This window comes from Actinokineospora alba, from assembly GCF_004362515.1.
GTDB lineage: Bacteria > Actinomycetota > Actinomycetes > Mycobacteriales > Pseudonocardiaceae > Actinokineospora > Actinokineospora alba.
The window spans coordinates 6,062,940-6,088,794 of sequence record NZ_SNXU01000001.1 but is presented as its reverse complement, the minus strand read 5'-3'; the positions used below and the strand labels follow the sequence as shown (position 1 = coordinate 6,088,794).

The 25,855-nt window shown below is 70.4% G+C and carries 13 protein-coding genes and 3 pseudogenes; 11 read left to right on the top strand and 5 right to left on the bottom strand.

The genetic code is table 11. The features are described from left to right. Positions 1-6 precede the first annotated feature (6 nt). Positions 7-645: pseudogene (locus C8E96_RS34525) on the top strand (toprim domain-containing protein); the annotation flags it as partial. A 34-nt stretch (positions 646-679) separates the two neighbouring features. Continuing rightward, entirely contained in the window at positions 680-4,465 is a 3,786-nt protein-coding gene (locus C8E96_RS27715; protein WP_091383604.1) for a DNA topoisomerase (ATP-hydrolyzing), read from the top strand. Between the two features lie 624 nt (positions 4,466-5,089). On the opposite strand, the gene C8E96_RS27710 is transcribed toward C8E96_RS27715, so the two are convergent. Next, positions 5,090-5,869 (bottom strand): GntR family transcriptional regulator, encoded by a 780-nt coding sequence (locus C8E96_RS27710; protein ID WP_091383605.1) that lies wholly within the window; start codon positions 5,867-5,869, stop codon positions 5,090-5,092. A gap of 248 nt (positions 5,870-6,117) precedes the next feature. On the opposite strand from C8E96_RS27710, the gene C8E96_RS27705 reads away from it, so the two are divergent. The 5 genes from C8E96_RS27705 to C8E96_RS27685 all read left to right on the top strand — a co-directional run bounded on the left by C8E96_RS27705 (position 6,118) and on the right by C8E96_RS27685 (position 18,268). Beyond that, a complete protein-coding gene (locus C8E96_RS27705; RefSeq protein WP_091383606.1) occupies positions 6,118-7,491 on the top strand; it encodes an MFS transporter in 1,374 nt (457 codons plus the stop codon). 109 nt (positions 7,492-7,600) lie between these two features. Next, on the top strand, positions 7,601-9,325 hold the full coding sequence (locus C8E96_RS27700; protein ID WP_091383607.1) for a fatty acyl-AMP ligase: 1,725 nt from the start codon (positions 7,601-7,603) through the stop codon (positions 9,323-9,325). Continuing rightward, positions 9,322-15,684 carry a type I polyketide synthase gene (locus C8E96_RS27695; protein WP_091383608.1) on the top strand — a complete coding sequence of 2,121 codons (6,363 nt, stop codon included), beginning with the start codon at positions 9,322-9,324 and terminating at the stop codon, positions 15,682-15,684. The genes C8E96_RS27700 and C8E96_RS27695 overlap by 4 nt, the downstream gene beginning before the upstream one ends. Further along, positions 15,677-17,212: an acyl-CoA carboxylase subunit beta gene (locus C8E96_RS27690; RefSeq protein ID WP_091383609.1), complete on the top strand. Its 1,536-nt coding sequence runs from the start codon at positions 15,677-15,679 to the stop codon at positions 17,210-17,212. Before C8E96_RS27695 ends, C8E96_RS27690 begins: the two co-directional genes overlap by 8 nt. A 42-nt stretch (positions 17,213-17,254) precedes the next feature. Next, positions 17,255-18,268 (top strand): alpha/beta hydrolase, encoded by a 1,014-nt coding sequence (locus C8E96_RS27685; protein WP_091383610.1) that lies wholly within the window; start codon positions 17,255-17,257, stop codon positions 18,266-18,268. A gap of 57 nt (positions 18,269-18,325) precedes the next feature. Here the strand turns inward: C8E96_RS27685 and C8E96_RS34685 are convergent, their stop codons facing one another. From C8E96_RS34685 to C8E96_RS27675, 4 genes and pseudogenes are all read right to left on the bottom strand, one after another. Further along, positions 18,326-18,568: a proprotein convertase P-domain-containing protein gene (locus C8E96_RS34685; protein ID WP_407642686.1), complete on the bottom strand. Its 243-nt coding sequence runs from the start codon at positions 18,566-18,568 to the stop codon at positions 18,326-18,328. Between the two features lie 144 nt (positions 18,569-18,712). Then, positions 18,713-19,531: pseudogene (locus C8E96_RS34515) on the bottom strand (S1 family peptidase); the annotation flags it as partial. A gap of 76 nt (positions 19,532-19,607) precedes the next feature. Then, positions 19,608-19,844, bottom strand: a complete 237-nt coding sequence (locus tag C8E96_RS34275) for a proprotein convertase P-domain-containing protein (RefSeq protein WP_267464202.1) — start codon at positions 19,842-19,844, stop codon at positions 19,608-19,610. Between the two features lie 171 nt (positions 19,845-20,015). After that, positions 20,016-21,194: pseudogene (locus C8E96_RS27675) on the bottom strand (M14 family metallopeptidase); the annotation flags it as partial. A gap of 445 nt (positions 21,195-21,639) precedes the next feature. On the opposite strand from C8E96_RS27675, the gene C8E96_RS27670 reads away from it, so the two are divergent. The 4 genes from C8E96_RS27670 (at position 21,640) to C8E96_RS27655 (ending at position 25,840) form a co-directional block, all read left to right on the top strand. Next, positions 21,640-22,542 carry a helix-turn-helix domain-containing protein gene (locus C8E96_RS27670; RefSeq protein ID WP_091383612.1) on the top strand — a complete coding sequence of 301 codons (903 nt, stop codon included), beginning with the start codon at positions 21,640-21,642 and terminating at the stop codon, positions 22,540-22,542. Positions 22,543-22,881: 339 nt separating this feature from the next. Beyond that, positions 22,882-23,724, top strand: a complete 843-nt coding sequence (locus C8E96_RS27665) for an SAM-dependent methyltransferase (RefSeq protein ID WP_091383613.1) — start codon at positions 22,882-22,884, stop codon at positions 23,722-23,724. 187 nt (positions 23,725-23,911) lie between these two features. After that, positions 23,912-24,676 carry a hypothetical protein gene (locus tag C8E96_RS27660; protein ID WP_133794827.1) on the top strand — a complete coding sequence of 255 codons (765 nt, stop codon included), beginning with the start codon at positions 23,912-23,914 and terminating at the stop codon, positions 24,674-24,676. A 54-nt stretch (positions 24,677-24,730) separates the two neighbouring features. Further along, positions 24,731-25,840, top strand: a complete 1,110-nt coding sequence (locus C8E96_RS27655) for a hypothetical protein (RefSeq protein WP_091383615.1) — start codon at positions 24,731-24,733, stop codon at positions 25,838-25,840. The last annotated feature ends 15 nt before the right edge of the window (positions 25,841-25,855 follow it).

Here is a 25,855-nt window from a genome sequence, read left to right as displayed (position 1 = left end):
CACAACAGCGCGCGAATGGCCCGGGTGTCGGAGTATCAAGCGCTGCTTCCGTTGCGGGGCAAGATTCTCAACGTGCAGAAGGCCAGCCTCGCCGACACCCTGCGCAACGTCGAGATCGCCTCCATCGTGCAGGTTCTCGGCGCCGGGACCGGCCGCACGTTCGACCTGTCCACCGTGCGCTACGGCCGTGTCATCCTGATGGCCGACGCCGACGTCGACGGGTCGCACATCCGGACGCTGCTGATCACCCTGTTCGCCAAGTACATGCGCCCGGTGATCGAGGACGGCAGGCTCTACGCCGCCATGCCGCCGCTGCACAAGATCACCACCAAGGGCCGCAACCCCGAGACCCACTTCACCTTCAGCCAGCGCGAGATGGAGACCACCGTCGCGCGGCTGGAGAAGGCGGGCAAGTCGATCGTCACCCCAGTGCCCCGCTTCAAGGGCCTCGGCGAGATGGACGCCGACGAACTGTGGGACACCACGATGAACCCGGCCACCCGCTCGGTCCGCCGCATCACCCTCGACGACGCCGAAGCCGCCGAGGCCGCCCTCGAACTGCTGATGGGCGAGAAGGTCGAACCCCGGCGCAACTGGCTCGTCGAGTCGGCCGCGCGGGTCGACCAGTCCGCCATCGACATGTGACTTGAGCAGTCCGCACGAAAGAGAGCACTGAGCAATGGCACGCCGCAAGGGCACTTCGACGAAGATCGACCCCGCAGCGTTCGACCGGGCGGGAGCCCAGGTCTTCGACAACCCGGTGAAGGTCGAGATCGAGGACTCCTACCTGGAGTACGCGTACTCGGTCATCCACTCCCGTGCCCTCCCCGACGCGCGCGACGGCCTCAAGCCGGTCCACCGCCGCATCTTGTTCTCGATGAACGAGCAGGGCTATCGCCCGACCCACGCCTACGTGAAGTCCTCCCGTGTCGTCGGCGACTGCTTCGTCCGCGGCGCTTTGGTGTCCACGCCCGAGGGGCTGCGTCCCATCGAGGACATCGAACTGGGCGAACTGGTACTCGATCCCGCAGGCCGCCCAGTGCCGGTGACCGCCGTCTACGAGAACCCCGTTTCCGAATTGGTCAGGGTCACCTGGTCTAACGGGCACACCATGTTGGTCACCCCGGGTCAGCGGTTCCGTACCGTCGCGGACGACCTCACGACAGGATGGACCGAGGCGCGCGACCTCACCGGTTGCCGGACGGTCGCATTCGGGAGCGGCAGGCACGAGTCGGATGAGCGCGGCGACGATGTTTACCCGTACGTGCTCGGACTCGTAGCGGCTGAGGGATTCGCCGTCGACCGAGCGAGGAGCGCGGACGGCCGCGTGCGGATCCACATGGTCGATACCGAGCCGCTGGACGTGGCGCACGGCTGGGCGATCTCGGCAGGCCTCAATGTCACCCGTGGCAAGCGGGAAGCCAAGAACCCGAGGCACCGCGACCAGCACATCGTCACCTTCGCAAGGCACGAGGGTCTGCTGGAGGCTGGTACGCCGCTCAGTGCGCTGAAGTCGGTCCCCATGTCGGTCTTGGCCGATCGGTCCGCATGGATGCCGTTCCTCGCGGGCTTCTTCGACGGCGACGGGTATGTGCGCAAGCGCAATCGTGAGATCGTGTTGGTCAGCACGAGCAGCAGAATGCTGCGTCAGGTCCATTCGATCTTGGCTGACCTAGGCATTCATGGCCATCGCTGGGCGAACCCGCCTACTGAGGGCAAAGACTCCTTGATGGGTCTTTCCGTATCCGGGAGGGATGCGGCCACGCTGGCCTCGTTGCTGCGCCCCTGGGTGCGAATCGGATACAAGCAGGACGGGCTCGACGATCTGAGGGATATCTCCTACTCCTATGGCGGCAAGCAGGGCAACGATCGGCTGCCGTGGCGGGCGGTCGCGGCAGAGTTCACGGCCGCGCATCTCGGTGGCGGATGGTTCAAGGGTCGCGACGGCAAGTCGTTCCGATCCAGTCTGTCGACGGTGACCGGCACGAGTGTTCGCTACGGCAAGGATCGGCACGGCAACTCGCTGGCCGACCGCTCATTCCCACTCTGGCGTGCCGAAGCCGATGGCTGGTCTGCCAAGCTCGCGAGGATGGGCTCGCCGCTCGCGGCTCGGCTTGACACCCTGTCAGGGCTTTCGTTCCTCGAAGTCGAGTCGGTCGAACCCGTTGAGCCGGACACGACGTTCGACATCCAGGTCGGTTCGGATGAGCACGCCTTCGTCGTCGAGGGCTTCATCATCCATAACTGCATGGGCAAGTACCACCCGCACGGTGACATGGCGATCTACGACGCCATGGTCCGCATGGCGCAGGACTTCTCGCTCAACACCCCGTTGGTCGACGGGCATGGAAACTTCGGTTCCCCCGACGACGGGCCGGCCGCCAGCCGGTACACCGAGGCCCGCATGTCCCAAGCCGCGATGCTTCTCGTGGGGGAGCTCGGCGAGGACACTGTGGACTTCCGGCCGAACTACGACGGTTCCCTGCAGGAGCCCACAGTTCTGCCCGCCGCGTTCCCGAACCTGTTGGTGAACGGCACTTCCGGCATCGCGGTCGGCATGGCCACCAACATGATCCCGCACAACCTCGGTGAGGTCGTGGCCGCCGCGCGCTGGCTGGTCAACCACCCGGATGCCTCCCTCGACAAGCTGATGGAGTTCATCCCCGGCCCCGACCTGCCGACCGGCGGCATGCTCTTCGGTCTCGACGAGGTGCGCAAGGCGTACGAGACCGGCCGCGGCGTGGTGCGGATGCGCGCCAAGGTGGAGATCGGGCCGCTGGAAGGAAGTCGCGGCCGTCAGGCCATCACGATCACCGAGCTGCCCTACCAGGTGGGCTCGGAGAAGATCATCGAGAAGATCACCGACGAGGTCACCAAGTCCAAGCGGCTCACCGGGATCGCCGACGTCAAGGACCTCACCGACCGCGAGAACGGGACGCGGCTGGTGGTCGAGTGCAAGGTCGGGGTCAACCCGCAGGCGCTCCTGGCCGACCTCTACCGGCTCACCCCGATGGAACAGTCCTTCGGCATCAACAACTTGGTGCTCGTCGACGGCCAGCCGCAGACCCTCGGGCTCAAGGCGCTGCTGGAAGTGTTCCTGCGCCACCGCTACGAGGTCGTCACCCGCCGCACCCGCTACCGCCGCCGCAAGCGCGAGGAGCGACTGCACCTGGTCGACGGCCTGCTGATCGCGCTGCTCAACATCGACGCGGTGATCAAGCTGATCCGCGGCAGCGACGACGCGTCGGCGGCGAAAACCGGCCTGATGAACAAGTTCAAGCTCTCCGACATCCAGGCGACCTACATCCTCGACACCCCGCTGCGCCGCCTGACCCGCTACGACAAGCTGGAGCTCGAGTCCGAACAGGACAAGCTGCGGGCCGAGATCGCCGAGCTGTCGAAGATCCTCGACGACGAGGCCGTGCTGCGGAAGGTCGTCTCCACCGAACTCGCCGCCGTCGCGAAGGACCTCGCCGAGGAGCGCCGCACCGCGCTGATCGACGGCGACCTCAAGGAGGTCCTGGCCGCGTCCAAGCCCGCCGGGCCGCTGGAGGTCACCGACGACCCGTGCCAGGTGATCCTGTCGGCCACCGGCCTGGTGGCCCGCACCGCCGCCGAGTCGGAGGAGTCCTCCGAGGCACGCAGGCGAAAGGGCCGGGTCAAGCACGACGCGGTCGCCGCGGTGGTCCACTCGACCGCCCGCGGCCAGGTCCTGCTGATCACGAACCGGGGCCGCGCGGTCAAGACCGACGTGCTCCCGCTGCCGGTGCTGCCCGAACAGAGCGGCACGGTCTCGCTCAGCGGCGGCATGGCGGCGAGCGAACTGGTGTCGCTGGACAAGGGCGAGCGGGTCATCGGCATCGCCCCGCTCGACGAGGGCACATCGCCCGGGCTGGCGATAGGCACCCGCCAAGGCGTGGTGAAGGTCTGCTCGCCGGAATGGCCCGTGCGGTCCGACGAGTTCGAGGTGATCAGCCTCAAGGACGGCGACGAGATCGTCGGCGCGACCTGGCTCACCGACGGCTCCGAGAGCCTGGTCTTCGTCTCCTCCGACTCGTCGCTGCTGCGCTACGCCGCCTCGCTGGTGCGGCCGCAGGGCCTCAAGGGCGGCGGCATGGCGGGCATCAACCTGGCCGCGGGCGCCTCGGCCGTCTTCTTCGGCGCGGTTCGCACCGACGACCCCGAGCACGGCGCCCCGCAGTTGGTCACCTCGACCGGCCAGAGCGTCAAGGTCACCCCGTTCGACGTCTACCCGCCGAAGGGCCGGGCCACCGGCGGTGTGCGGTCGCACCGCTTCCTCAAGGGCGAGACGGAACTGGCCCTGGCCTGGGTCGGGCCACGGCCCGCGGGGTCGAGCCTGACCGGGGTCGCGGTCGAGTTGCCGGAGGCCGACGCGCGCCGCGACGGATCCGGTCACGCACACCCTGGACCGGATGTCGTGGGGCACTTGGTGGAACGGGATTAAGCCAGGTCAGAGCCTTGTTCACCGGCCGTTAGGGCACCCTAGGGTTTTCCCCGATGCTCGGGTCCAGGCCCGCGAATAACGTTGTCCTCGGTCGCCCGGGGCGACTGGGCGCGCAAACCAACCGCTCCCGGGCGACCACCACAGCACAACGCAATAGCGTGCCTAAGAACTCGGGCCCGGTGGGAATCCGGCCCGTAGCAGCCACGGACCCCGCTGCATTGCCCGCCTTACGCCCGAGGTTGGCGGGGTCCGTGTCTGTCCCTTTCTGCACAGTCGACCGATTCGCAAGTGGTGCGCGCGGACGAGTTCGGCCCGCGGACGACGCGACGGCGATGCCCCCGCCCGGTCGGCTCGCAGGCTGATCTTGCCCGTGCGGGAAGGGTGTTTTGATGGGATCACCGGGGTGCTGGCCCGGGGCCTCGCCTGAACCGGAACCGCATTCCGCGGTCGGGGGGTTCAGGGGAGGTCTCACACCCGCCGTTCCCGCGCCGCCGCTGTGGCTGCGGTACCACCAGTCCCCGGGGGCGCCGTGCGCGTTCCCGAGCGTGGCCGCCCCGTACTTCCCGACGGTGATCGACTCGTCCTACGGGCTGTGCGTCGAAGCGGTCCCCGCGAACTGGTAGGTCAGGTTTTCCCGGCTCGCACGTCGAGCAGCTGGTAGCCGGAGCGGGCCGAGAAGTCGGCCACCACGCTGAACCGGTCGCCGCGCACCAGGGTGTGCCGCCATTCGACCGGCTGCCCGTCCGCGGTGCCGGTGCGGTCGATGGCGAGGGCCGCCACCCCCGGCGGGATCTCCAGCAGGCGCTGCTCGGCCGGTGTCGGCACGACCGCCCTGATGTGTTCCTGTCCGCCGGTCAGCCGGACCCCGCACCTGGTGTCGAGTTCGTGGTAGAGCGACGTGTGCGTGAAGTCGACCGTGCGCAGAGCGGCGGCCACCGAGTAGGGCAGCCAGACCCGGTCCACCGCGAGGGGTTCGGCACCGGCGAGGCGCAGCCGTTCCAGGTAGAGCAGCGGCGTCGACTCCTCCAACCCGAGGCGCACCGCGACCAGCGCGTCCGCGCGGACGTCGAGGATGCGCACGGTGCTGCGCTGGTCCATGCCGGACGCGCGGACCGACGCGAAGAGGCTGTAGAGGGCGCCGAGGGGCTGGGCGATCCCCGTGGCCTTGCCGATCCGGGGCTGCTGCCCGCGGCCGGCGACGACGACCCCGTCGGCGCGCAGCCGACGCAGGGCCTCGCGCACGGTGTTGCGGCTGACCTCGTATTCGGCGGCCAGAGCCAACTCGCCGGGGAACGCGTCGTCGAACTCGCCCAGGCCGACGCGGCGCAGCAGGTCCGCGTGCAGCTGCGACCACAGCGGGGTGTGGCTCTTCCGGTCCAGACCGGCTCCGACGAGCTTGTTCACGCGACCTCATCCTCACCGACGACTGGGCCGAACGTAGCAAAAGTCGACGCTTCGGTCAGGGCCGTCCCAGGGTGTGGCCGCCGCGCACCCGGGCCGAACATTTAGCACTGCCGTGACAATGAATTTCGGGAAACCTCGTGCGGGGCCGCAAGGAATTTATCTGGTCGTCGACATCACACGGTTAAGGAAGTTAACGTCCGCGCCATGTCCTCTCCGCGCCATTTCCCGGCTTTCGCGCGGAGGTCTGGATGAGCAGGGTGCATGCCACGGTCGCGTTGATAGCGTTTCTCGCCGCCGCGGATAACACAGTGGTGGCCGCGGCGGCGCCGTCGATCGCGGCCGACCTGGGACTCGGGGTGACCGCGACGCAGGGGATCACGGTCGCCTATCTGCTCCCGTTCGCCGCGCTGCTGCTCGCCGCGGGCGCGGTCGTCGACCGGCTCGGGGAGCGCGTGGTGCTGCGCGCGGGCCTGCTCGCCTTCGCCGCGGGCACGGTTGTCGCGGGTGCGGCTCGCAGTGTGGAGCCGCTGTTGGCCGGGCGGGTCACGCAGGGCCTTGCGGCCGCGCTGCTCGTGCCCGCCACCCTCAGCCTGCTGCGCACCCGGCTCGCGCCGGAAGCTCGGCCGCGAGCGGCGGCGCTGTGGACCATCGCGCTCGCCTTGGCCCTCGCCGCCGGACCCGCGCTGGGCGGGGTGGTGGCGCAGTACGCGCACTGGAGCTGGGTGTTCTGGGGCGCGCTGCCGGTCGTGGCCTGCTGCCTGGCGGTGCTGCCGCCCGCCGGACCGACCCGGGCGCGGCGCACGGACGCGGTCGGGGCGGGCCTCGCCGCGTTGACGATGCTGCTGCTCACCGCCGCCTTGCTGGTTTTCGCCGAGGGTGGCGCCGCGGCGTCGGCCCTCACCATCGCCGCGGTGCTGGTCGCGGCCCTCTTCGCGCTCCGGGAACGCACTACCGCGGCCCCTCTGCTGCCTCCCGCCCTGCTCAGGCTCCCGGTCTTTCGGACGGCGCTCGTGGTGCAACTGCTGTGGGGGCTCGGTGTCACCGGCGTGTGCGTGGTGACGCCGCTGGCGCACCAGCGGATCCTGGGCCTCGGCCCGGCCGACGCCGCGTTGCCGCTGGTCGCGGTGGCGGTCGCGCTGATCGTGACGGCGCCGTGGGTGCCCAGGGTGCTCGCCGCGTTGGGTCCGGGCGCCACGGTCGCGAGTGGACTGGTCCTGGTCGCGGCCGGGCTGATCATGGTGGCGGTGGTCAACCACGTGCCGCTGGTCTGGCCGCGCCTGCCCGGGTTGGTCCTGGTCGGCATCGGCTCGGCGTTCACCGTGCCGCTCACGACGCTCGCGCTGGACGTGGCGGGCGACGACCAGACCGGGGCCGCGTCCGGCCTGCTCAGCTCCACCAGGGAGTTCGCGGGCGCGCTCGGGGTGGCCGCCGTGGCGGTCCTCATGGGCGGGCGGGTGGACGCCTTCGCGGCCGGGTACACCGACGCCCTCATCGCCGCGGCGGTGCTGCAGTTGGCGGCCGCCGCGCTCGCGGTCCGACTTAGTCGAATTCACACGGTGAACCGGCGGAGTTCTCGGGCCGCTGATAAAAAAGACGACCGAATAAGCGCTCGGTTGACCTGAAATGAGACGCAGGCTTAACTTGGCGCAGCGAGCATTTCTCCCGGCGGGGATTGAAAGTCGCCTCTTATCGCCTGGTGTCACAGTCGCCCCACGGGTGAGGACGGTGCAGATGAATTCCACTTCTTTCGGCGACGGCGAGACCACCGCCGATGATCTCCCCGGGCTGCTCGCGGCGTGGGCGCGGCGGTGTCCCGACGACCCGGCGGTGAGCCACCTCGACTACCGGGTGAACCCGCGCGGAGTCCTGACGAAGTGGTCGTGGCGCGAACTCGACGAGCGGGTCGACGCCGTCGCGTCGTGGCTGGGCGGCCGGGTGCGCCCAGGCGGCACCGTGGCGGTCCTGATCGGACAGACACCGGACTACCACGCCGCCTTCCTCGGCGCCCTGCGCGCGGGCATGGTCGCCGTGCCGCTGTTCCCGCCCGGCCTGCCCGGGCACGGTGAGCGGCTCGCGTCAGTGCTGCGCGACTGCGGGGCGAAGACCGTCCTGACCATTCAGGACACCGCCGTCGAGGTCGAGGACTTCCTGCGCACCCACGGTTTGCCGGTCGACCAGATCGTCTCGGTCGACAAGCTGCCCGCGACGTTCGGCGCGGGTTTCGCGCCGATCCCGCCCGCCCAGGACGCGATCGCCTACCTGCAGTACACCTCCGGCTCGACCGGCGACCCGCGCGGCGTGATGATCACCCACGCCAACGTGGTCGCCAACGCGCGCCAGGCGTGCGCGGCCTACGGGGTGCGCCAGGACTCGGTGTCGGTGAGCTGGCTGCCGCTGTTCCACGACATGGGCCTCGTCCTGTCGATCGCCGCGCCGCTGACCAGCGGGATGCGCGCGGTCCTGATGGACCCGCTGGCGTTCCTGGAGAAGCCGGAGCGGTGGCTGCAGGCGCTCTCGGCCAACCCCGGCGCGATCACCGCCGCCCCCAGCTTCGCCTACGGCTACTGCGCCGCGCGGGTGTCGGACTGGGAGAAGGCGCGGCTGCGGCTCGACACCGTGCTGGCGCTGATCGACGGCAGCGAACCCGTGCAGGCCGGTGTCATCGACCGGTTCTACGCCGCCTTCGCCGAGTGCGGGCTTAAGCCGGACGTGTACAGCCCGTCCTTCGGGCTCGCCGAGGCCACGGTCTTCGTCTCCGCGGGCCGCGGCGGCCTGATCCGCAGGCTGGACCGGGCCGAACTCGCCGCCGGGCACGCGGTGGCGGCGTCGGCGAACCACCCGGACTCGATCCGGCTGGTCTCGTGTGGACAGTCGATCGGCCAGCGGGTGTTCGTGGTCGACCCGGACACCGGCATCCCGCGTCCCGCAGGCGAGGTCGGGGAGATCTGGGTGGCCGGGCCGAACGTCGGCCAGGGCTACTGGGGCAGGCCGGAGGAGTCACGGCGCACCTTCGGCAACACCGTGCCCGGCTACGAGGGTTCCTGGCTGGCGACCGGCGACCTGGGCGTGTGGTGCGACGGCGAGCTGTTCGTGACCGGCCGCATCAAGGACCTCATCGTCGTCGACGGCCGCAACCACTACCCGCAGGACGTCGAGCGCACCGCTGAGTCCGCGCACGGCGCGATCCGTCCGCGCAACGTGGTGGCCTTCTCGGTGGCGGGCTCCGACGGGGAGAGCGCGGTCGTGCTGGCCGAGCGGGCCAAGGCGGTGAACGGCGTCGACCCGGACGAGGTCGCCGCGGCGGTCCGCGCCGCGGTCGCGCGTGCCCACGGCCTTGCCCTGCGCGAGGTCCGACTCGTCGAGCCGGAGGAGCTGCCGCGCACCACCAGCGGCAAGATCTCCCGCAGCGCGTGCCGCACCCGCTACCTCGCCGACATCCTGACCGAGGCGGTGTGAGCACCCGGGAGCTTGTGGCCTGGCTGGTCGGCCGGGTCGCCGACGCCACGGGAATCGCGGTCATCGATCCGGACCGCCCGCTGCAGGAGTACGGACTGTCCTCACGCGACACCGTGGGGCTGGTCGCCGAGCTTGGCGAGCGGGTCGGGCGGGTGCTGCCGTCCACCTTCGGCTACGAGCACCCGACCATCGCCGCCCTCGCGGCCGCCGCCACGGACGGTGCGGCGGCGGTGCTCGCGGCGCCCAGCATCGCGCCGGGTGAGCCGATCGCGGTTGTCGGGCTCGGCTGCAGGCTGCCCGGGGGAGTGGACTCGCCCGCGGAGTTCTGGGACCTGCTGGAAACCGGGCGCGACGCGGTCGGAACGCGACCGAATGGGCGCTGGCCCGGCGGCGCCGACGACGTGCCCGCCGCGGGCGGCTACCTCGACGATGTGGCCGGATTCGACGCGACGTTCTTCGGGATCAGCCCGCGTGAGGCCGCGGTCATGGACCCGCAGCAGCGGATCGTGCTGGAGGTGGCCTGGGCGGCGCTGGAGCACGCCGGGATCGCGCCCGGCTCGCTGCGCGGCAGCCGCACGGGTGTCTACATGGGAGTGTCGGCGGCCGAGTACGGCACGATGACCATGGCCGACCACACCGCCGTCGACGCGTGGTCGGGCACCGGCGCCGCCGCGTCCATCGTGGCGAACCGGCTGTCGTACCTGCTCGACCTGCGCGGCCCGAGTCTCGTGACCGACACGGCGTGCTCGTCGTCGCTGGTCGCGGTGCACCAGGCGGTGCAGGGGCTGCGCCACGGCGACGCCGACCTCGCCGTGGTGGGCGGGGTCAACGTGCTGCTGACGCCGGGGATCACGGCGACGTTCGACCGGGCCGGGGTGCTCGCGCCCGACGGCCGGTGCAAGGCGTTCGACGCCGCCGCCGACGGGATCGTCCGCGGCGAGGGCTGCGGTGTGGTCGTGCTGCGCAAGCTCACCGACGCGCGCAAGGCGGGGGACCGGGTGCTCGCGGTGATCCGCGGCAGTGCCACCAACTCCGATGGCCGCTCCAACGGTCTGATGGCGCCGAGTCCGGCCGCGCAGCACGCGCTGCTCGCCCAGGCGTACCCGGCCGCCGAAGTCGATCCGTCCACTGTGGACTACGTGGAGGCGCACGGCACCGGCACCCTGCTCGGCGACCCGATCGAGGCCGGGGCGCTGGGCGCGGTCCTCGGCGCGGGTCGCGGCGAGGAGCGGCCGCTGCTGATCGGCTCGGTGAAGACGAACCTGGGCCACCTGGAGGGCGCGGCCGGGATCGTCGGCCTGATCAAGGTCGTGCTGTCGCTGGCGCATGGCCGCATCCCGCCGACGCTGCACTACCGCTCGCCCAACCCGCACATCGACTTCGACGCGCTGGGCCTGCGGGTGGCCGCGACCGCGGGCGAGTGGCCGCGCTACAGCGGTCTGGCGACCGCGGGGGTGTCCGCGTTCGGGTTCGGCGGCAGCAACGCCCATGTGGTTCTTGAGGAATGGCCCGCCGCGCGGGCCGGGGTCGCCGCGGAGAGCACGCGGCCGGAGGTGGTCGCCTTGTCGGCGCCCACCGCGGACGGGGTGCGGGCCCGCGCGGAACGCCTGGCCGACTGGCTGGAGTCGCCTGCCGGGCAGGAGATCGCGGTGGCCGACGTCGCCGGGACCCTGGCGGTGCGGCGCGACCACCTCTCCTCGCGCGCGGCCGTGGTCGCCGATGACCGGGCGGAGCTGGTGGCGGGGTTGCGGGCGCTGGGTTCGCCCGTGACAGCGGACTTCCCCGAAGCTCCCGTGTTCGTGTTCTCCGGGTTCGGGTCGTCGTGGCCGGGCATGGGGCGGGCGCTGCTGGCCGAACCGGCGTTCGCCGCCGCGGTCGACCAGGCGGACCTGCTGTTCCGTGCGGAGGCGGGTTTCTCCCTGCGGGAGGCGCTCTCCGCCGACACGATCGGCGAGTTCACCGTGGCCGCGCCCGCGCTGTTCGGCATGCAGGTGGCGCTGGCGGAACTGTGGCGGGCCAACGGGGTCGTGCCCGCCGCGGTCCTCGGCCACTCGGTGGGCGAGGTCGCGGCCGCGGTGGTCGCGGGCGCGCTGGATCTGGCCCAGGGACTTCGGATCGTGGTCGCGCGCACGGCGCTGCTGGCCGGGATCAACGACTCCGGTGCGGGCGCGATGGCCGCGGTGGAGCTGTCGGAGGCCGAGTTCACCGCCGTCGCCGACCGGTTCCCCGGGGTCGGGATCGCCGTCCACGCCTCGCCAGAACAGCTGACCGTCACCGGCGACCCGGCCTCTGTCGCCGCCCTCGTCTCCTATGTGGACAGTCTGGGCAGGCTGGCCAAGGCGCTGAAAGTCGGCGGCGCGGGCCACTCCGCCGCGGTCGACCCGTTCCTCGACGACTTCCGCGCTGGGCTGGACGGTATCCAGCCCAGCGAACCACGGGTGCGCTGCTTCTCCAGCGTCGCCGACGAGCCGCCCGCGTTCGACGTCGAGTACTGGGCGGCGAACCTGCGCAGGCCGGTGCGCTTCACCCAGGCCGTCGCGGCCGCGCTCGCCGCCGGACATCGCGCCTTCGTCGAGATCGCGCCGCACCCGATCGCGACCGCCGCCGTCGAGCAGACGGCCGCTTCGGTGGGAGTGCCCGTGCTCGCGGTGCCCAGCCTGCGCCGCGACACCGGGGTGGCCTGCTGGCTCGACGCGGCGGCGACCCTGCACGTCAACGGACACCCCAAGGTCCTGGCCGCGCGGTACCCGCGATCGCCCGTGGTCGACCTGCCCGGGCCGGTCTGGCGGCACGAGCCACACTGGGTGAGCGCCCGCCGCGCCCCCGACGACCGGCATCCGCTGCTCGGCGACCACGTGGAGCTGCCCGACGACGGCAGACACGTGTGGCAGGCCGACCTCGGCGCGGACCCGCTGCCCTGGCTCGCCGACCACCGTGCGTACGGCGTCGTCGTGCTGCCCGGGACCGCGTTCGTCGAGGTGGCGCTGTCCGCCGCGCGCCAGGCGCTCGGGACCGACCGGGTGGCTGTCACCGACCTCGTGCTCGCCGAGTTCCTGGTGCCGGGCCCGGACACCAAGCTCACGACGGTGGTCGAGCCGGACGGCCGGATCACGATGTCGGCGCGCGCCGACGGCGGCTGGGTCACCCACGCCACCGCCACCGCCCGCCGCGACTCGTCGCCGCTGACGCCATTGCCGTCGCCGCCCGCGGGTGAGCCGACCGATGTCTACGCCGCCCTCGCCGCGGGCGGACAGGAGTACGGGCCCGCTTTCCTTGGGCTGACCGAGGTTGTCGCCTCGCCGGGGCACGCGATCGCGCGGGTGCGGCTGCCCGCGGAGGCGGGCGGGCACCGCGGGTTCGCGGTGCACCCGGCGCTGGCCGACGCCTGCCTGCAGACGCTGGTGGCCGCCGCGCTCGGGCTGCCCGGGGTGCACGGCCGGTATGTGCCGACCGCGATCGGCGGGGTCCGAGTCGTCGGGAACCCGGCGATCGGGGTCCGCTGCGTCGCGACGCTGCGCCCGGACGGCGGGACACTGCTGGGGACCGTGCAACTGCTCGACGAGGCGGGCGGTGTCGTCGTCGAGTTCTCGGGCGTCCGCGCCGCCGCGCTCGGCAGCGCGCCGGGAAGCTGGCCGGAGCTGGCGTTGGAACGCCGGTGGGACCCGGCCCCGCTGCCCGCGGCCGTGGTTCAGCCCCGTTCGTGGGTGGTCGTCTCCGACGAGGAATCCCCGGCGCTCGCGGCCGGTTTGGTGGACCGCGTGGTCACACCCGACCCGTCACTGGTCCCATCATTGCTCGACGGCCGCGCGGGAGTCGTGTTGATCGCCGGACCGGCGGCGGACCCGGCGGCGGCGGAGCGGCTGCTGCTGACCGCCGCGCGAACGGCGGCGAACGCGGGGGAGACGCGGCTGTGGATCGTCACCAGCGGCGACGATCCTGGCGTGGCCTGCCTGCGTGGGCTGGTCCGGGTCCTGGCTTTCGAGCACCCGGAGCTGCGGGCGACCCTGCTCAGTGTTGATGGGGCTGAGGCCGTCGCCGCCGAACTGAACGCCGACCGCGACGACGACGAAGTCCGCTGGCGCGACGGCAAGCGGCTGCGGGCTCGGCTCGCGCGGGCTCAGGTCGAGACCGCCGAGAAGCTGCCGGTGCGTGATGGCGCGTACCTCGTGACCGGTGGTCTCGGCGAACTGGGTGTCCAGGTCGCCCGGCTGCTGGGTGACGGGGGAGCGACCAGGATCGTGCTGTGCGGCCGCACCGCGCGCCCGGAGGCCATGGAGGCACTGCGGGGTGTGGCCGTCGAGGTGTTCCTCGGCGACATCGCCGACCCCGGGTTCGCCGAACAAGCCGTCACCCACGCCACCCGGGACGGCCTACCCCTGCGCGGAGTGGTGCACGCGGCAGGCGTCCTCGACGACGGCCCCGCGGCAAACCTGACCGCCGAGAGCATCGCGCGCGTCTGGCGCCCCAAGGTCCACGGCGGCCTGCGCCTGCACGAGGCGACCCGGCACCTGTCGCTGGACTGGTGGGTCGCCTTCTCGTCGGTGGCAGCGTTGGTCGGCTCACCCGGGCAGGCCGCGTACGCCACCGCCAACGCGTGGCTCGACGCTTTGGTGGACCAGCGTCGAGCCGAGGGCCTCCCCGGAATCACCATCAACTGGGGCGCCTGGACCGCCTCGGAGTTGTCCACATCCACGCCGAACGATCCACAGCCCAACGCCACCCCTGTCCCCGAGGTCGAGGCGCCGATAGACTGGACCAGGGACGCCCCCCAGGGAAGGGCGGGGGTGTCGGCGGGGGTTGTTTCGGGTCGCGGTGGGGTTCGTGCGGCGGCGGCGCTTGCTGAACTTGGTGCGGCGCAAGGGCTTTCGGCACTGGCCGGGTTGTTGGCGCATGATCGGTCCGGGATCGGTGTGGCCCGGTTGGACACCGCGCGAACCCTCGCGTTGTTCCCCGATCTGGCGCGTCGTCCCTTCCTCTCCGGGCTCATCGGCGCGGCTCCCACCGTCGTGGAACCCAATGGGTGGGCTGGGCTCGCCGCGCTGCGTGAGCAGCCGGATCCCCGGGCCGTCCTCCAAGACCACCTCGCCGCCGTGCTGGCCGCCCTCATCGGGGCCGCACCGGACACAGTGGACCGAACGGCCCCGCTCACCGGCCTGGGCCTCGACTCCCTCATGGCGATGCGCCTGCGGGCCGCGATGCAGCGTGATCTCGGCACCACCCCGCCGGTCTCGCTGCTGCTGCGCGGCGCCAGCCTTGCCGCGATCGCCGACCACCTCGGCGAGGAGTTGGAACTCCCGGCTTCCGGGGCGGTCGCCGCACCAGTGGCCATCGGTCCCCGCGACCCCAGCGAACGCTGGCTCGCCCTGGCCTGGGCCGACGCGCTCGGCGGCGACCCGGGCAGTGTGCACCGCGAACTCACCGACGAGGACGCCCAGCGCCGCGTCTACGAGGCGATCAGCAACCGGATCGCCGATCCGCCGCCGCCCGAGGTCGTGTTCAAGCGGCCCACCATCGCCGCGATGGCCGACCTGCTGCGCGCCGACCTCGAAGGCGCCACCGACGGAGTGGTCAACGTCCTGCGCGCCGACGGCGACGGCAGGCCGCTGCACCTATTCCACCCCGCGGGCGGCCCGACCAGCGTCTACCGCCCGCTCGTCGCCGCACTCCGCGAGGGATTCCCGGTCTACGGCTACGAACGCATCGATGACGAGTCCACAGTGGAGGGCAAGGCGGTCCGCTACGTCGAACTCCTCAAGCAGAACCAGCCGCGCGGCCCCTACCGCCTGGGCGGCTGGTCGTTCGGCGGGTGCCTGGCCTACGAGATCGCCCACCTGCTGACCGAGGTCGGCGAGACCGTCGAGCAGGTCTTCCTCATCGACACGATCCTGCCCAAGCTGGGCGGTGACCACGACCGGGTGCTGCTCGACCGCTTCGCCCGGTTCGCCGAGCACGTCGAGTCCACCTACGGCGTCGCGCTCGACCTGCCGGACGACCTCGACACCCTCGACGAGGACGCCCAGATCGGCGTCGTCATGCGCAGGCTCGCCGCGGTCCCCGGCATCGGCGAGGCCGTCCTGCACCACCAGTACACATCCTATGTGGACGCCCGGGTCGCCGAGCGGTACCGCCCGCGTCCCTACGCCGGGCCGGTGCTCCTGTTGCGCGCCACCGACCCACACCCGCTGACCACCACCCTCGACCCGCGGTACCTGCGTGAGGACGAAGCCCTCGGCTGGGACGAGCTCTGCGCGGACCTGCGCGTGGTCCGGGTTCCCGGCGACCACCTCAGCATGATCGACCCGCCGGGCGTGACCACGCTCGCCGCCGCCCTGGCCGAGACGGAGGCGCGCCATGGCTGACCGGACCCGTGAACTCATCGACGACCTGCTGCTGCGCCGCGAGGAAGCCGTCCGGCTGGCCGAGAAGCGCGCTGCCGAACGCCAGCACCCCAAGGGGAAGCTGACCGCGCGGGAGCGGATAGCCCTGCTGACCGACCCCGGTTCGTTCGTGGAGATCGACGAGTTCGCGCGGCACGGCTCCGGCGCCACCGGTGACGGCCTCGTCGCCGGGCACGCCACCGTCGACGGTCGCCCGATCTGCGTGCACGCCCAGGACTTCAGCGTCTTCGGCGGCAGCCTCGGCGAGGCGTCCGGGGCGAAGGTGAACAAGGTCATGGACCTCGCCATCCGCACCGGCGTGCCCGTCGTCGGCATCAACGACGGTGGCGGCGCCCGCATCCAGGAAGGCGTGACGTCCCTGGCGCGGTACGCCGAACTGGCCGTGCGGCACACCAACGCCTCCGGGGTGATCCCGCAGATCTCGCTGATCCTCGGCCCCTGCGCGGGCGGCGCGGTGTACGCACCCGCCCTGACCGACTTCACCGTCGTCGTCGACAAGCTCTCCCAGATGGTCGTCACCGGCCCCGACGTCCTGCGCGCCGCGACCGGCGAGGAGATCACCCTCGACGACCTCGGCGGCGCCCGGGTCAACGCCACGGTGTCCGGCAACGCCCACTACCTGGCCGACGACGAGCCCGACGCCATCGACTGGGTCAAGACCCTGCTGGGCTATCTGCCCGCCAACAACCGCGACGGCGCACCGGAGTACGACGACGACACCGCGCCCGAGGTGACCGCGTCGGACCTCGAGCTCAACCGGATCGTGCCGGACGGCGCGAACCAGGGCTACGACATGATCGACGTCCTCACCCGCGTGGTCGACGACGGCGACCTGCTGCAGGTGCACGGCGCCTTCGCGCCCAACATGATCTGCGCGTTCGCCCGGGTCGGCGGCCGGTCGGTCGGCGTCGTGGCCAACCAGCCGCGTTTCGGCGCGGGCGCGATCGACATCGACGCCTCCGAGAAGGCGGCCAGGTTCGTCCGCTTCTGCGACGCGTTCAACCTGCCGCTGCTGACCTTCGCCGACGTCCCCGGCTACCTCCCGGGCCTGGACCAGGAACGCGGCGGCATCATCCGCCGCGGCGCGAAGCTGATCTACGCCTACGCCGAGGCGACCGTCCCGAAGGTCACCGTGGTGGTGCGCAAGGCCTACGGCGGCGGCTACGCCGTCATGGGCTCCAAGCATCTCGGCGCGGACGTGAACCTGGCCTGGCCGACCGCCCGGATCGCCGTCGTCGGCCCGGAAGGCACCGTGCAGGTGCTGCACCGGCGCGAACTGGCGGCGCTGTCGGGCGCCGAGCGCGCCGCCCGTGAGCGCGAGCTGATCGCCCAGCACCAGGACAGCCCGTACCCCGCGGCCGAACGCGGATACGTCGACAGCGTCATCGAACCCGCCCGCACCCGCCTCGCCGTCACCGCGGCGCTGCGCGCCCTGCGTGGCAAGACCTCGCCCGTCCCCGCCCGCAAGCACGGAAACATCCCCCTGTAACAGCAAAAACCAGCAATCTGCAGCAATGAAAGAGGTCGGCCGATGTTACGCAGATCCAAGTGGGTAGCCGCGGTGTGCGCCGCCGTGGTCGCGGCGGCCGTGGTGGTGGCGCTGCCGAACGGGCCCGCCGAGGCGCAGGCGGTGTCGCGAGCGCGGACCACGGCGGTCGCCGACGACGGTGCCCGGATCGCCGAGGAGATCCGCGTCGACGAGCGCACGCTGGACCTGCGGATCACCTCGCCCGCCCTCGGCACGTCGGGCTGGGTGCGGCTGCTGCTGCCGCGCGGCTGGGACACCCAGAGCCGCACCTGGCCGGTGCTCTACCTGCTGCACGGCGCCGGTGAGGTCCAGGACTACAAGTCGTGGACGGCCTTCACCGACGCCGCCGCGTTCACCGCCGACAAGGACGTCCTGGTGGTGCTGCCCAGCGACGGCAAGGCGGGCATGTACTCGGCGTGGTGGAACTTCGGTGGTTCGACAAAGCCGGACTGGGAGACCTTCCACGTCACCGAGATCCGCCAGCTGCTCGAACGCGGCTACGGCGCGGGCACGGTGCGCGCGGTCGCCGGGCTGTCCATCGGCGGGTACGGCGCGATGGCCTACGCGTTCCGCCACCCGGGCATGTTCAAGGCAGCCGCCAGCTACAGCGGCGTGCTGAACACGACCATCTACGGTGTGCCGAACTTCATCCAGATGATCCTCATGCGGGAGGGCTTGAACTTCTACAGCCTGTGGGGCAACGAGTGGATGCAGCGCGGCATCTGGACGGCGCACAATCCCTACGACAACGTCGAGAAGCTGCGCGGTACCAAGCTCTACGTGTCCTCGGGCGACGGCGGTACCGGACCACTGGACCCGCCCGGCAACAGTCCCGACCTCATGATCGAGCCGCTCGCCAAGCTGTCGTCGAGCGCCTTCACCGACAAGCTCAAGCAGGTGGGCATTCCGGTGACGACCAACTACTACGGCGGCGGCAGCCACATCTGGCCCTACTGGCAGCGCGAGCTCAAAGCCTCCTGGCCGGTGCTGGCAGCCGGCCTCGGTCTACCCGCCTAGTGACAGAGAGCCGGGCCGGTACGCCGCACCACGCGGCTTACCGGCCCGGCTTTCCGACTAGAAGGTGAGCTTCCAGGAGTCGATGTAGCCGGTGTCGTAGCGGGCGACGTCCTGGACCTTGAGCTTCCAGGTGCCGTTGGCGACCTCGGTCGACGCGTTCACCGTGTAGGTGGTGATCACGTTGTCGGCCGAGTCGTTGCTCGACGAGTTCTTCATCCGGTAGGTGGAGCCGTCGGGCGCCACCAGGTCGACGACGAGGTCGCCGCGCCAGGTGTGCTTGATGTCGACGCCGACCTGCAGGGTCGCGGGCGCGTTGCCGGTGACGCCGGTGACGACGACATCGCTGGTGACCGCGGTGCCCGCGTCCGGGATGTTGACGTTGTTGGTGTTCTCGAAGACCTTGCCGGTCGGCGGGTTGGGGTCGCCGCCGCCGGAGTTCGGGTCGAGTTCCTTGGCCTTCGTGGCGATCGCCGTGGACAGCGCGCTCACCTCGGCGTACACGCCGGGCTTGTTGGGCCGGGCGCAGCCCTCGCCCCAGGAGACGATGCCGACCTGGATCCACGCGTTGTTGTTGTCGCGCCGCACCATCGGGCCGCCGGAGTCGCCCTGGCAGGTGTCCACGCCGCCCTGGGTGAAGCCCGCGCAGATCTCGACGGCGGGCTTGAGCGACGGGTACGACGACTTGCAGGACGTGTCACTGACGAACGGCACGTCGGCCTTGAGCATGTACCGCTGCTGGCTGCCGCCCTCGGACGCGGCGCCCCAGCCCATGACGGTGAACGTGCCGCTGTCATAGGCGGTGGTCGTGGCGATGGGGAGCTTCGCCGCGCCGGTGATCGGGCTGGACAGCTTGATCAGCGCCCAGTCGCCGCCCGCCGACGTGGTGTAGCCCGGGTTCTTGTAGACGTAGGACGATGTCCGCTTGACCGCACTGGTGCTCTGCAGATCGACGACCCCGTAGGTGGCGGTGATCCCGGTGTTGTTGCCCGTGCCGCTCACGCAGTGCGCGGCGGTCAGGACCAGCAGGTCCGAGTACATCGCCCCGCCGCAGCCCATCGAGAGCCGGACCATCCAGGGGAACTCGCCCTGCGCCGCCGGGCTGCCGCCGACGACCTGCGGTGACACGTCATCCGACGGCGGCTGGGCGGCGAGGGCCTGCCCAGCGGCGGTGCCGGCGACCGCGGCCACCGCGACCGCTGTCAGAAGAACTTTCCTAAACACTGTTCCGCCTCCCCGAAATTTTGGGTTTGGGTTACCTGGCATGTGATGGTGCGGATTTGGAGGTGACCGTGGTCGGCTTTCGTCACGGTCCCCTTAGGTACCGGCCGGATGGCAGGGCTTAGAAAACGAGCTTGAAGCTGTCGATGTAGCCGGTGTCCTGGGCGGCGATGTCCTGGACTTTGAGCTTCCAGGTGCCATTCGCGATCTCGGTCGACGCGTTCACGGTGTAGGTGGTGATCACGTTGTCGGCGGAGTCGTTGCTCGACGAGTTCTTCATCCGGTAGGTCGACCCGTCCGGGGCCACCAGGTCGACGACGAGGTCGCCGCGCCAGCTGTGCTTGATGTCGACCCCCACCTGCAGGCCGGCGGGCGCGTTGCCCGCGACCCCGGTGACGACGACGTCGCTGGTGACCGCGGCGCCGTTGTCCGGGATGTTGACGTTGTTGGCGTTCTCGAAGACCTTGCCGGTGGGCGGCGGGGTGCCGTCGCAGGTCAGGCCGATCGCGCGCTTCGGGCAGTCGGAGTAGTCCAGCAGGTAGAGCACCGCGGCCTTGTTGCGCGCGGTCTCCCTGGCCAGGATCTCGTCACCGGGGTAGAAGCCGCCGCCGCCGCTCGCCGGGAACATCTCGAAGGTGTACGCCCAGATCTTGTGCGCGCCCCACAGGTAGTCGTCGATCGCGCCGTCGGTGACGTAGAGCTCCGAGGACTGCTCCGGGGTGTAGCCGTTGGTCTGCGCCATCGCGCGGCCCATCGTGGAGAAGACCTTCTGGTCCTCCGCGGTCAGGCCCGGCGCGGTGTCGTCGTAGGTCCAGCCGAACGGCCACAGCACAAGTTCGCTGTAGGAGTGGAAGTCGATCGCGGTCTTGAGCTGCTGCACACCGCTGACGACGCGGGAGCGGACCCAGTTCGACACCGCCTTGACCTCGGGCGCGGACTCGGCCGACGGGCCGCGGTAGGTGTCGGAGCTGGGGCTGCCGGAGGAACCGCCGCAGCAGCCCCACTTGTAGTCCCAGTTCCGATTCATGTCCGTGCCCACGTAGGACGATCCGGCGTTGGGCTGGCGGTTCTTGCGCCAGCTCTTGTAGGAGCCGGTGCTGATGTCGAACTCGCCGCCGTCGGGGTTGACGTCGGGCATGATCCAGATCTCGCGGGTGTCGACGAGTCCCTTGATCCTGCTGTCGGTCGCGTACCCGTCGGTGAACAGGTTAACCAGGTACAGCGCCATCTCCACGGTGATGTGCTCGCGGGCGTGCTGGTGGTGGGTGAACAGGACTTCGGGCTCGTTCTCGTCGGTGGCCGCGTTGTCCGAGATCTTGATGACGTACAGGTCGCGGTTCTCATAGGACTTGCCGATGACCTGCTTGGTGATGATCCCCGGGTGGTCGGCGACCGCCTTGTTCAGCTCGGCGGTCATCTCCGCGTAGTTGTGGTAGCCGGAGTCGGCGCTGGGGAAGTCCTGGATCCCGCTCGCACCCTGGGTCGACAGGGGCGCCGCCTCAGCCTCGACTTTGTAGCCGAGGGACCGGATCTTGGCGACCTCGGACGGTGTGGCGGTGATCAGCGTGCGGCTGTCCTCGACGCCGTTGATCGCGGCGCCGGTCGCGGCGACCGCGGACCGCTGCTCGGCGGTCCGCACACCCGAGACGTGGTACTCGGCCGTCGCGCGCTCCTGACCGGCCGGGACACCCGAGGCGGGGCCGTTCATCGACACCAGCAAGCCGGCCGCGGCCAAGGCGCCGATGAATAGTGACAGACGTTTGCGTTTCACGATTGACCTCCTACAGGGGAGCGCCGAATCTCGGCGCCGGAGGAATGCGAGCGCGGCGTTCCGCGTATGCCCTCACCTACGCCGACCACGCTTACCGGTCAATACTGTCCGGTAACCGCCAGGCTCACAAGGTCGTCCCGACATGCGGATATTGCCGGTTCATTCCCAGTCCGGCCGCTGCTTACGGCAATTCGGACCTGCCGCGCCACCCCTATTCCGGCTGGTTGTATTCCCATTCACAGTAAGGCCCGTCGAATTAGGTCGGAGGCGCGAAGAATGTGAGTCCGCCGGTGTGGTCCCAGTTCAGGCGGCCCGTGCGACGCCTGGGACACGGTGTAGCACGCACTTTCCTCCGCCTGCCGCACGAACTACCGTTCGTCGGGTGACCGAAGAGTTGGCCCCCGCCAGACCGTTCGCCGAAGCACTGCGAGCGGCGATCCACGCGGGCGGCGTGACCCTCGACCGGCTGGCCGAGCGGCTGCGCGAGCGCGGCACACCGGTGAGCCTGGCGACCCTGAGCTACTGGCAGTCCGGCCGCAGCCAGCCCGAACGCCCCCAGTCACTGGCCGCGCTGGCCAACGTCGAACACCTGCTGGGCCTGCCCGCGGGCGAACTGGGGAGGCTCCTGGAATCGCCCAAGCCGCGCGGCCGCACCGTGCACCGTTTGCCCGAGCCGATCGACAGCGCCGCACCGTGGTCGGACCCCGAGGGCTTCGACCGGATGGTCGTGGGCGTCGACATCAGCCAGGACAACCAGCTCACGCGGCTCAGCGTGCACGACCTGATCGTCGTGGGCGCCGACCGCGCCAAGCACGTGCAGCGCACCCGGCAGGTCCTGCGCGCCGAACAGGACGGTGTCGACCGGCTGGTCATCGTGGCGTGGGGGGAGAGCCCCGACGAGCCCGTGCCGGAGGTCGTCCCGGTCCGCAACTGCGCCATCGGCCGGGTCAGCCGCGACGAGCGCACCGGGCAGGTCGCCACCGAACTGCTCTTCGGCCACACCCTCGCCAAGCGCGAGACGGTGCTCATCGAGCACGAGATCCGCTGCCCGGAGCCGCTGTCGCAGGCCTACGAGCACGAACGGGTGAGCAGGCTGCCGGTCCGCGAGTACCTCATCGAGGTGCGGTTCGACCCGGCCGCGCCGCCCGCGCACGTCGTGCGGTTCTCCGACGTCGACGGCAAGGAACGGGTCAAGGCGCTGACGCTGGACTCGGCGCACACCGCCCACGCGCTGGCCATGGACCTCGAGCCGGGCCGCTACGGAATCCGCTGGTCCTGGCGCTGATCACCCCCGTTGGGGTGACGTCCGGGCCGAGGCCGTCACCTGGCCCGTGCGGGCTCGTTGGACCGGCGAGTGGATCTCACCCGGGTGGATCCCGCCCGCTCGCGTGCGTGATCGCCGCGCTGACCTGGGACCGGCCGGAGCCGGATCAGGACACGAGTGCCGAGGTCCGCCTCGCCGTCGGCCACGCAGGGTGACGAAAGCGGGTCAGGCGGCGGTTTCCGGGGGAGCAGGGGGCAGCCTTCGGTCGACGACAAACGGCTGATCCGGATACCCAGCGATCACGCCATGTCCTACTGTGTATACGTTCTGTTGTATTGGCCACATCGGGGAGCCGCCAAGATGCCCTCAGCCGACCGGTCGTCGTGGGACACCGTCCCGCGGCTCACACCGCTCGACTTCGACCGGCCGAACATGGCCAGGCTCACCGACGCGCTGCTTGGCGGGCGTGACCATTACGCGTCCGACCGGGCCGTGATGGACCAGCTCCTGCGGATCGCCCCCGGGGCCCGCCAACTCGCCCGCGACCACCGCGACTGGATCATCCGGGTCCTGCGGCTGCTGGTCGGCGAGCGCAACATCGACCAGTTCGTCGACCTCGGTTCCGGCATGCCCACGGTGGACAACACCCACCAGGTCGTCCAGCGGTACAACCCCGAGGCCACGGTCGTCTACGTCGACAACGACCCGGTGGTCCAGGCGCACGGCCGGGCCATCCTGGAGGAGAACGACCGCACGCACGTCGCGGGCTGCGACTTCACCGATCCGGCGAAGGCGCTCGAGCACCCCGAGTTGCGGCCGCACCTCGACCTCACCCGGCCGGTCGCGCTGATGATGTGCTCGGTCGTGCACCACATCCCCGACCACGCGCAGGCCGTCGAGGTCGTCCAGGCGTGGCTCGACGCGGTCCCGTCGGGGTCCTATCTGATGCTCAGCCACCAGTACGACCCGGCCGACCAGTCCGAGGCCAGCACCCTGGTGCGCACCCTGGAGAAGATGTTCGCCGACACCCCGATCAGCACCACGCCCCGCACCCGCGAACAGATCCAGACGTTTTTCCGCGGCCTCGAATACGTCCCGCCCGGCTTGGCCCACCCGCACGACTGGTGGCCGTCGGGGCCGCGGCTGCTGCCTTTGTCGGCACTGAACTTCGCGATGCTCGGGGCGGTCGCGCGCAAGCCGTAGTGGGCGCGCGCACAAGTACAGCACCGAAATTCTTGAGGTCGTGACAACGTTCCGACCCATTTCCCAGCCGTTCGCCCGGTCCGTTGTCGCCCCCATGACACGTGGGTAACGTACCGCCGAGTAGCCGCGCGCTGAATTGCCCGCGGGCAAATGACTTTCTTGAGTCTGGCAGGTGAGCAGCGCCCCCATGAAGCTACTTCGGTCGTTCGGTGTCGCACTCGGAGTAAGTGGCGTGGTCGGCGCGACCATGCTCGCCTCGACCCCGCTGGAGAAGCCCGTCGCGGGGCCTCAGCAGGCGGATGTGCGGGTTGTTGCGGCCATTCCGCCACCGGAACCCGGGGACTTCAAGTCCGTGCTGCGGGTCGAGGGAATGACCAAGATCGCCAAGCTGGGCCAGGCGATGTCGATCGGCCGCGGAAAGTTCAAGGCGCTTATCAAGGCCGTCGATGATGACCGGCCGAACCCGCTCATCGGTGAGCTGTTGATGCCGCCCGCTCCGGGCTACTTCGTGGTCTTCCGCTTTATGCCGGTCACCAACAACACGTCCTTCGTCCAGGTCGGCGACGCGACCGGAAGCATCGACCTCACCGACCTCACCAAGGCGAAGGCGATCGTCAAGGTCAAGCTCAACCTGGTGATCAGCGAGGTCAAGCAGAACGGCGTGCCGCTCGACGTCGGCCCCAACTGCCACACGGTCACCCCAGTCGATCTCGACCTGTCCGGGACGATCAACCTGGGCGTCAAAGCGGTGACCGAGACCCAGCCGGTCACCGAGGCGAACCGGGCGGGCACGATCGAGACGAGATATGCGATCCCGGCGTTCACCGGGTGCGGCGTGACAGAGAACCTCTCGCCGCTGATGACCGGGCTCGTGTCCGGTCCTGGCAATGAGCTGATCACCCACCTGTACAACCTGTGCTTCGGCACCAACAGTTGCAACCCGTACTGGTAGTCGCCGCCGGACAGCGGTGACGATCACATGGGGACACATACTGCAAGACCTCGGATGGCGGCCATCGTGCTCGCCATCGCCATTCCACTGATCACCGCCGCGCCCGCCGAGGCGACGGCACAGGCGGTGACCACGCAGACTCTCGCCCAGCCGGCGGGCATAAGCATCTACTGGGCCACCACGATCGGTGCCGACGGCAGCATCGTGGGCCGCGCGAACCATGAAACCGAATTTCAGTACTGGCGGGCCGGGCAGCCGCACACGTTGCCCGCCTATTGGACGATCAACGGGCTCAACGACCGCGGCCAGTACGCGATCACGGAGTACAGCTCGGGCGTCTATCGCGCGCTCCGCCAGGAAAGCGACGGCAGTCGCGTCCTGCTGGACTCCACGCCGAACACGAGCGCGTACGCCATCAACAATGGCGGGTCCGTGCTCGTTGGCCGTTTCGGCACCGCCGAGTCGTACTCGATCTGGAGCGCCGGCACCCTGCGGACCGTCCCCGCCGCCAGCCCGATCGCGGCGGGCGCCGTGGCGGTGCAGCGGCTGAACGACAGCGGGCAACTTGTTTTCGTCACCGATCAGCGCCTGTGGCGCTGTGACCTGGCGCAGTGCGTCGAGTTGCCGGTTCCGGCGGGCTACACGATCGAACGGGTCGTGGACCTCGATAACTCCGGCCGGATCGTGGGCAACCTCAGTGCGAACGGCGTGACCCACCCGGCCATGTGGACCGGCACGTCCGTGCGCCTGCTGAACACCGACGGGCGAGGTGGGTGGGTCAACGATCTGAACAACCAGGGTTACGCGGTCGGAAGAATGAACACCGCGACGAGCGGGAGGGCGGTGCTCTGGGGGAGCGGAACCTTCCGCATCCAACTCGCCCCCGCCGCGGCGACCAACAATGGCGCGACCGCGGTGAACGATCAGAACGACGTGGTCTTCTACGACCGCCAGACCATCAATGGAAGAAGTTGCCTCCGCGCGTACCTGTGGCGATCGGGCGAGGTCATTGCCTTGCCCCCGTCAGAGGGTGACAACAGCTACCCGTACGACATCGCCGACAACGGCAAGGTGGTCGGAACCTCCTGGGCCACCCAGGTGATGGCCAACTACCCACCGCCCATTGGTGAGAGCTACCGGGCGACGCTGTGGACGACCAGCTGATTCCACTGAACTGAC